This window comes from Methanoregula sp. UBA64, assembly GCF_002502735.1.
GTDB lineage: Archaea > Halobacteriota > Methanomicrobia > Methanomicrobiales > Methanospirillaceae > Methanoregula.
On the sequence record NZ_DAQC01000001.1, the window covers coordinates 1052770 to 1061189 of the forward strand.

9 protein-coding genes are annotated in these 8420 nt (G+C 59.3%); 1 reads left to right on the forward strand and 8 read right to left on the reverse strand.

All coding sequences use genetic code 11. From position 1 onward, the window contains the following. Position 1: 1 nt before the first annotated feature. From BP758_RS05210 to BP758_RS05235, 6 genes are all read right to left on the reverse strand, one after another. On the reverse strand, positions 2–1234 hold the full coding sequence (locus tag BP758_RS05210; protein WP_292369392.1) for a tRNA pseudouridine(54/55) synthase Pus10: 1233 nt from the start codon (positions 1232–1234) through the stop codon (positions 2–4). After that, a complete protein-coding gene (gene trmY, locus BP758_RS05215) occupies positions 1225–1800 on the reverse strand; it encodes a tRNA (pseudouridine(54)-N(1))-methyltransferase TrmY (RefSeq protein WP_292369394.1) in 576 nt (191 codons plus the stop codon). The genes BP758_RS05210 and trmY overlap by 10 nt, the downstream gene beginning before the upstream one ends. Further along, complete coding sequence (locus tag BP758_RS05220) at positions 1800–3128, reverse strand: signal recognition particle protein Srp54 (protein WP_292369397.1); 1329 nt, start codon at positions 3126–3128, stop codon at positions 1800–1802. Before BP758_RS05220 ends, trmY begins: the two co-directional genes overlap by 1 nt. Positions 3129–3130: 2 nt before the next feature. After that, the gene (gene ftsY, locus BP758_RS05225) at positions 3131–4180 is read right to left on the reverse strand and encodes a signal recognition particle-docking protein FtsY (RefSeq protein WP_292369399.1); all 1050 of its coding nucleotides are present in this window, start codon (positions 4178–4180) and stop codon (positions 3131–3133) included. A gap of 25 nt (positions 4181–4205) precedes the next feature. Continuing rightward, entirely contained in the window at positions 4206–4697 is a 492-nt protein-coding gene (gene pfdA, locus BP758_RS05230) for a prefoldin subunit alpha (protein WP_292369401.1), read from the reverse strand. Between the two features lie 136 nt (positions 4698–4833). Continuing rightward, positions 4834–5550, reverse strand: coding sequence for a C39 family peptidase (locus BP758_RS05235; protein ID WP_292369403.1), 717 nt, complete (start codon positions 5548–5550; stop codon positions 4834–4836). 45 nt (positions 5551–5595) lie between these two features. Between BP758_RS05235 and BP758_RS05240 the strand changes: the two genes are divergently transcribed. Next, positions 5596–7140: an MFS transporter gene (locus tag BP758_RS05240; protein WP_394339194.1), complete on the forward strand. Its 1545-nt coding sequence runs from the start codon at positions 5596–5598 to the stop codon at positions 7138–7140. 92 nt (positions 7141–7232) lie between these two features. On the opposite strand, the gene BP758_RS05245 is transcribed toward BP758_RS05240, so the two are convergent. Together BP758_RS05245 and BP758_RS05250 are read right to left on the reverse strand one after the other, a co-directional pair. Next, entirely contained in the window at positions 7233–7439 is a 207-nt protein-coding gene (locus BP758_RS05245) for a hypothetical protein (protein WP_292369405.1), read from the reverse strand. Further along, entirely contained in the window at positions 7417–7875 is a 459-nt protein-coding gene (locus BP758_RS05250) for a PIN domain-containing protein (RefSeq protein WP_292369407.1), read from the reverse strand. The genes BP758_RS05245 and BP758_RS05250 overlap by 23 nt, the downstream gene beginning before the upstream one ends. Between the last annotated feature and the right edge of the window lie 545 nt (positions 7876–8420).

The following is an 8420-nucleotide window of genomic DNA, read 5'->3' on the forward strand; positions in this document are numbered from 1 at the left end:
ACTATTCTCCCTCCAGTGGTCCTTCTACCTGCACGACATCAAGACTCTTGACTCGTGCAGGCCGCTTCAGGATCTCGGCAAGACTCGGGATGGTCCTTCCCTGATCACCTGATATGAGTTCTTTGATGTAGAGGCCGGCTTCGCCGAGGACTTCGAGAATGAACTGTCCGTCCTGTTCCCCCACACACTCAATATCGAGGACTTTACGCTCCCGGATCTTATCTGCTCTCCGGTGTGCGACCCGCTCGGGCGTGCGCTGATGTATTGTGACGCCCGATAAGGTTTTCAGGGCATTTGAGAGCGTTTCCGCTGATATCTGCCCCTCAACCTCGACCAGGATCCTGTATTTTTTATGCGCTTTGCTTGATTTAAGGGTTTCCACCTCTGCCCGGTCGCTCCAGTGCATGAGGGCAACCGAGACACGGCCTCCGGCCGACTCGTTGATAGCCGCTTCAAGGGCGGAGAGGTCCATGGTCCGCTTCTTTGGGGCATCGATCTGCAGGATAAACGGCCGGCCGGTCCCCACGCACCGGGCATCGATGTCTTCCCTGCCAGCCCCGTGCAGCACGGCATTTTCCGCACCGAACGCCTCGATGGCCGGCCTCCCAATCAGTTCCTCGACCGAGTCCAGGTACTGCTTGCCGGTAAAGTTGCACTTCTCGCAGCCCGCCCCGTGGCAGGCCCGGCAGGGCCAGTGGGTCTGGGGGATACCGCGCTCGAACTTCTGGTACCGCCCGTAGAAGAAGATCGCGTTCACCTGGACCTCGACATCCCCGGTCGAGGGGTCGAGCAGGGCAACGATATCGGGTTTCTTGAAATCCACGGACTTTCCGGTGATAGCCGAGACGGCCTTTCCCACCTCGCGGTTTACCTCCGACTTAAAAGGTTCCGGTTCGGCAAGGGCAAGATCGCTCCAGACCATCTCCTCGTTCTCGGCAACAAGGGGCGGCACCCGGCAGCCCACGAGAAAGGTCGTGTACTCGTATTCGCCCAGTGCGGCAGCAACCTTTCCTGCCCATTCCGGGACTGCGTCAAAGAAGTTCCCGCAGATCCAGCAGGCGCCGGCCGGCTTCTCGTACGGGATATTTGATTCGAGTGCCCGGGCTACCCTGAGCCCCCGGCCCCGCTCGTCGTTCGTGAGCCCGTGCGAGCGCTTCCCGAAGAACCGCCCGAGGCAGTGGTCGCAGCATTCGCCATAGGCAAGGATCTTTTCTACCTGTTCGTTTAGTGCCATCCGTTGTTCCTCCGGTCGATCTCGTTTGAGATCACCGTAATCGTGTGGTCGGCGTGCAGGCAGACCGGTCCTACCGAGTACCGCGGCGCATCCCTGATGAGCGCCTCCTCGGCTTCGGTAAAGTTCTGGTGGTCGGAGAGCAGAAACGCTGCCGGCACCTCCTGCACGGTCCGGATATCGGTCCCCTTCTCGTCCAGCACCGCAAACGGGTGTTCGGCAAAGAGCCGCTCAAGGCCGCCGTTTCTCACAAATACCCCGGGTGCAGCCTCGCGGAACTCGCTCCCGCAGGGAATGGACAGCGCTTTTTTGATGAGCGCCCCGGCGCTTCTCTCGTCCGGGGAGAGCGATCGGATCCCGTCGCCCCTGAAAATCACCGTCTTTGGCCCTTTTGGCCCCCCGAGAAGGACAAGACAGCATTCCGCATCCCTCCGTAAGTCATGGGAGAGGAAGAGCGTGGCATTCACGCACCGGCAGAGCACATCCATGCGCCCTGCCCCGGGAAGGTCGTTTAAGGAGAACTCGCCGTCCGTGCGGGCAAGGTGCCCGACAACCGCAAACAAGGCCATTACTGCATTCCCGAGAAGCGCTTCATTAAGCGCTGCATGTTGAATTTCCCGCCGCTTCCCATGCCCTTGAGGCCCTTAAGCGTCTTGTGCATCATTTTATAGTATTTCAAAAGTTCCCGTACTTCCTCGGGCGTGCCGCCGGCACCCCGGGCGATTCGCTGCATCCGGGAGCTGTTGATGGTGGAAGGATCGTCGAGCTCCTTTGGGGTCATCGAGTCCATGAGGATCCGGTACCGGACCATCTTCGTGCTCGTCACATCGTAGACCCCCTCGGGCAGGTTCATGTTCCCCATCGGGAGCATGTTCATGATCTGCTTTAACGGGCCCATCTTATTCAGGGCTTCGAGCTGCTTGTACATGTCGCGAAGGGTAAACTTGCCCTTCATCATCGCTTCCATGTCCATCTCTTCGCCCATCTGGGCTTCCTTGGCCTTTTCCATCAAGGCCTGGAGGTCGCCCATCCCGAGAAGCCGGGAGATGAACCCGTTTGCATCGAAGCGTTCGAGGTTCTCGATCGTCTCTCCCGCACCGACAAAGACGATCCCGCTCTTTGTCTCGGCAACGGCCGATATGGCGCCGCCGCCTTTTGCGGTCCCGTCCATCTTCGTGATGATCACGCCGTCGATCCCGATCGCTTCGTGGAACCGTTTCGCCTGCTCGCTTGCCTGCTGGCCGAGCGCGGCATCGATCACGAGCCAGCGGTGGGTGGCTTTCGTGATCCTGTTTAAGTCGATGATCTCCTGGATGAGGTCGGGTTCAAGCGCGTGCCGGCCCTGGGTATCGACGATGATGACTTCCTGGTCCTTAAGCGCAACGAGCCCTTCGGTAGTGATCTTCCGGGCATCGGTTGCCTTCGGGTCGCCAAAACAGGGGATATTAACCTGCACGCAGAGCGTGGATATCTGGTCGTAGGCCCCGGGCCGGAACGTATCGGCGCAGATGACCCCGACCTTCATGCCCTTCTTCTGGAAGTAGCGGGCGATCTTTGCCGTGGTCGTGGTCTTGCCGCTCCCCTGGAGGCCGGCCATTAAGATGACCTGCGGTTCGAGTTTTAAGTCGGCCGTTGCATAGACGAGGCGGACGAGCTCCTGGTACACAATCCGCAGCACGTGCTCCCGGACATTGGTGTTCTTCGGGAGTTCCTCGTCGAGCGACCGGGTCCGGACGGCTTTCGAGAGCTCCATCACGAGCTTGACGTTCACGTCCGCTGCAAGGAGCGCCCGCTGGAGGTTTTTTACCAGCTCGTCGACAGCAGCACGGTCGACGACCGCTTTCCCGGCCAGCTTCTTTAAGGCCGCCTTGAGCGACTCCGAGAGGTTGTCCATCATGGTTACGCGCCTCCGAAGAGTTCCTCGACCACCGTATCGGGATCGAAGGGCACGATGTCCTCGTAGGCCTGGCCGGTGCCCAAAAAGAGCAGGGGTTTTCCTATCGTATGGGCGATCGAGATCGCCGCCCCGCCCCGGGAGTCCATGTCGGCCTTGGTGAGCACGATGGCATCGGCGCCGACCGTCTTGTCGAACTCCGCTGCCCGGACCACCGCGTCGTTCCCCGCCACTGCCTCGTCAACATACACGATGAGATCGGGCTTCATCACGCGCCGGATCTTGTCGAGCTGGCTCATGAGGTTGGACTTGGTGTGGAACCTGCCTGCGGTATCGGCAAGAACCACATCGGTCTTGTGGGCGATGGCGTACTGCACGGTATCGAAGAGCACGGCCGACGGGTCGGCACCGGTCTGGTGCTCGATCACCTTGATGCCGAGCCGTTCGGCATGCACGCCGATCTGTTCGATGGCCCCGGCCCGGAACGTATCGCCGGCGCCGATCACGACCGAGAACCCCTCCTTCTTGAGATACGCCCCGATCTTTGCAACGGTCGTGGTCTTTCCCGTGCCGTTGACGCCGGTAAAGAGGATCTTTACCGGGCGTTCGTGGGCCTTGATATAGGCAGTCAGGTCAAAGCCCTTGCCGAGCACGTTTAAGAGTGCGGATTTCAGGGCCCCGACCACGAGGGCATCGACCGATTCCCCGATCTTGCGGTGCTTCCCGACCAGGCTCTTTCTTACGTCAGTGATGATCGCATCGGTCACCGGGAGGGCGACATCGCTCTCGAGGAGCGTCATCTCCAGTTCGCCCAGAGCATCGGCTACGTCCTTTTCAGAGACCACGAGCTCGCGGTCGATGATCAAAAACTTGACTTTGTCGGTAAAGGACGGGCCTTCCTGCTGTGCGGGGGCCGTACCGGCCGGGGCCGGTGCGGGAGCACCGCTGACCGGCTGACCGGCCGCTGCCGGAGCCTGGGCTGTGGCTGCCGCCCCGATGCTGCCGCCAAGCCGGTTCCGTGCGGCCTGCAGCCGTTCCTTGAGCCCTGAAAACATGAAACGAACGATCCTCTATCCGGGGTTATTCTTCGTCTTCGTCCTCGCTGTGGACATGCGCATGGCCCGCGTGGCTGCCGCCCGCTGCTGCCTGTGCCTGTGCATAGCCCTGTTCGAGGCGCTTTGCGATCTCGTTCATCTGGGTGCGGAGCTTCTCCAGTGCCTCTGCCACCTTCTTCTGGGAGGCTTCAAGCTCCGTGATCCGGTCTTTTAAGTACTCGATCGCGGCCGCGTTGGGCTTCTCTACGATCACATCGGATCCGATGTTTAACAGAACCTTGTCCGGCTCGACAATTTTTGCCTTGAGGCTCGCCCCGCCGCCGATCTGGAGGAGGACGGTGCCATCATCGGACTCGACGAGTGCCTGGAGCGCCTCGATCGCGGCAAGCGCTTCCATGCGGCCGTTGTCCATGAGTTCGAGCTGGCTCGCAAAGACCTCGGCCTGCTGGCCGTATTCTTTCAAGTAATACTGGAGCGTTTCGACTTCACGCTGATCCATGGGTTGTGCTGCTGCCATGTAACGGTACCCCGGTAATGTCACAGATCATTGGATCTGGCTCTTGATATGTTTGTCCGTTTACGTGCATAATAAAACCAGGCGTCTGCGGCCCGGGGTGACCGGGTAAAAAAGGAGAGGGCGGGGCTGACCCGCGTTACAGCCGGACAACCTGATCTTTCCAGACCGCCGGGTAGGTATCGGTGATATTGAGATATGCCGGGCGGTTCGCGGGGACCGTCCCGTTCACGAAGACCCCGATATGGTAGTACTTGTGGGCGCCGGGCGGGACCGGGAGATCGCTCTCGTAGTCGTGCCAGAGGGCAACAAACGTATCCCGGGGCACGGACAGGCGCGACCCGAGAACGGCCGGGTCTTCGAGATACACGTTCCGGTCGTCCATCCCCATGACCACCATGTAGTGGCCGGTATCCCAGGTATCGTCCCAGGACTTGTTCGCGTCCTGGTACCGCTGCCCGTCGATGATCACGGGAACGCCCGCGTCGAGCGAGGCCCGGACCTCGTCGAGCGTCACGTTCTCGCGCCAGTGCGCAGAGAGGCCGAGTTTCTCTGAAGCGTTCACCATGTCCCAGGGGTACGTCCCGTGGGAAGGCGTGGTGTTGAGGAGGACGATCAGATCGGACTCAAAGGCCGAGATCCCGTAATAGCCAAGCACGGCCTTAAACGACCCCGCCCCGCAGGACCAGGTCTGGGACTGCATCACATCGGGGACGCCGGTGAGCATAACGGCACCTGCGCCGGGGCCCGGGGCACCGGATCCGGCGAGCGGTGGGTTGAAGACCGCCATGATCCCGGCGGCAATCAGGACAAAGACTACTACGGCAATAAAAAGGCCGGCATGGGAATGTTCCATACCGGTATGGTTGGATGAACGGGCTTATGAGGATTGCAGCATCGTGTGCCCGAAAAGAGAAAACGCAACCCTCATCACATCGTGGAGAAAAACACCCTTACCATGAGCGCCTCCGCCACGGGCACCGCCCGATCCGGATACACCCTGCTGATTCTGTCCATCTCGCTTGCCACGTTCATGGCTGCGCTTGACGGCACGATCGTCAACATCGCACTCCCCACTATCTCGGAGGCTTTCAATGTCTCGACAACGACCGTGAGCTGGGTGGCCACCGCATACCTGCTCGTGATGGCCGGCTGCGTGCTGGTCTTTGGGAAGGTCTCGGACATCATCGGGTTCAAACGCGTGTTCCTGGCCGGGTTTGTGATCTTTACCCTGGGCTCGCTTGCCTGCGGACTCCTGCCGGAACTCTTAAACTCCCTTGGGATCCTGGTAGCGTCCCGGATGTTCCAGGCGGTCGGCGGGGCCATGATCACCGCGATCGGGCCTGCCATGGTCACGGCCTTTATCCCGATGGACCAGAAGGGAAAGGCGATGGGGATCGTAATGACCCTTGCCGCGCTCGGGACTGCCCTCGGGCCTACCATCGGCGGCGTGCTGGTCCAGTACCTGTCGTGGCACTGGATCTTCTTCATCAATGTGCCGATAGGGATCTGCGCAATCCTGCTCGGGGCAAAGGTGATCCCGGTTCGGGAGAGCAGCGGGAGCCTTGCGGGCTTTGACCGGACCGGCGCCCTGCTCGCGTTTACCGGCCTTGCCTCCCTGCTCTTCGTGGTCTCGGAAGGCGAGAGTATGGGGTGGACCTCGCCGATCATCCTCGGCCTTGCCGTACTCACCGTCCTCCTGCTCGCGGGCTTCGTGTGGCAGGAATGCCGGGTCACGGATCCCCTCCTCGACCTCTCGCTCTTCAAGAACAGGAACTTCCTTGCCATCAACATCCTGCTCTCGCTTGTCTTCTTCAGCTACGCGGGGATCAACTACCTCCTGCCGTTCTACTTAAAATACATCCGCGATGTGGATACGTCGACGGCGGGGCTGATCATGACGGCGCTTTCCGTGGCCATGATGGCTGCCGGGATGCTTTCCGGGATGCTCTTTAACCGGGTGGGCCCGAAAAAGCTCTGCATTGCGGCCGGGGTCCTTCTTGTTGCCGGGTATTTCTGCATTATGCGGCTCCACGCCGATACGGCCATGCTGTACGTGGTGGGCTGCCTGGCCCTGATCGGCCTTGGCCTCGGGCTCATGGTAACGCCGGCCTCGAACCTCATCATGAACGCGGTGGCAAAGACCCGGCATGGCATGGTATCGAGCCTCACGAGCCTGGAACGCTTCGCCCCGCTCACGCTCGGGATCGCCGTCTTCAACATGATCTTCCTCTGGGGCGTCAACACGATTGCGGCAAACCACGATGTGACACACCTGTCGCCGGTTGAGCTCCAAAAACCGGTGATCTCGGCGGGTTTTGACCTTGCATTCTTCGGGTCGTTCGTGCTCGGGATTGTCATCCTTATCCTGGCTCTCGTGATCCGGCAGGAGATCCACCCGGATAATCTCGGGAATGAGGACGAGATCGGGCCGGGGATGATCTAGAAAAACCGACATTCCTGTCATATTTTGAGGGATAAAAAAGAGATTCGCAGACTCTTGCAAGATTACCGGGGATCCCCGGGAAAACAGGAGTCTCAGATCAGCTGCTTCTTTTTCATATCCCGTATTTCACGGGATATTTCATGCACATCCTTTTTCAGCCAGGTTTTCCGCTCTTTGGTATAATCCCCCTTGCCTTCGTCAAACATCTGAAGGAACCGGATCATATCTACCGGGCCGAGTGCTTTTAAGAGCGCATCCATACCTTCTGTATGAATTTCATGGAGAGTTCTGGTCTTCATTCTTTTTCACCTCCAGGTACAGATCGACCGGGTTGCATACACGTACAGTGGTATTGTTGCTCATCCTCTTGATATTTTTTATCAACAGGTCATCCGTTGTCACAAACACCGCACCGGCCCGCTCGGCGCAGGCGACATGCAATGCGTCCATTGCGTCAATTCCGGATGCTGCCAGGATGTCGGCCCGCTCTTCCAGACGGTCATCCCATTCGACGGTTTCCCGCGCAAGCGAGGTGATTTCACGGACGTGGAGTAACCGGTTTTGATCTGGAATCTGAAAGATTTCATACGCGATCACATCGCTTGAGATCAGTTCCCAGTCAAGCCTGCACCGGTCCAGAAGTGCAATTACCGCTTCCATCTCCATATGGATCCGTGGCTGGGTTTTCGAATCAAACGGTCTGCACAAACAGCAGACATCCAGGTAGATCTTCATTTTCCCGTCCCGGTCATAACCGCATTCTCTTCCTTTCTGTCAGGACGGGATAATTATTTCCCCACAGGGAAGGAGCTCCTCGCCCGTTTTCGGCAATTAATCCACCCCGAATGCGCCAGGGGGAATGGCATTTGAGGGCTGACTGTCGCAATCCCGTTTCTCCAGAATTTTTCCAAAACCGGATGACCTGTCATTATGGAATTCAGGAAGCGTATTGCAGAATCCAAACATTCGATCTCTGTTTTCCGGATCCGGACCCGGGGGGAGGGGGGTGACCCCCACCCCCTCTCCCTTTTTTTTCTAAGAGGGGATCACCCTCCCCCCCATGTGCCGGGCCGGCAGGGGGGTACCCCCCTCCCCCATCCGGCCCAAAACAACCCCCCTCATCAAAAATGATGAACCTGCCACATTTGGCTTTTCCGTCGTGGTTCCATGCGAAATACAGGCCGGGATTTTGGAGAACACGACCGGTTTTGCGGACAAAAGGGGAAGGGGGTGGCCCCCACCCCCCCCTCCTTCGTTTTTTCTAAGAGGGGGTCACCCTC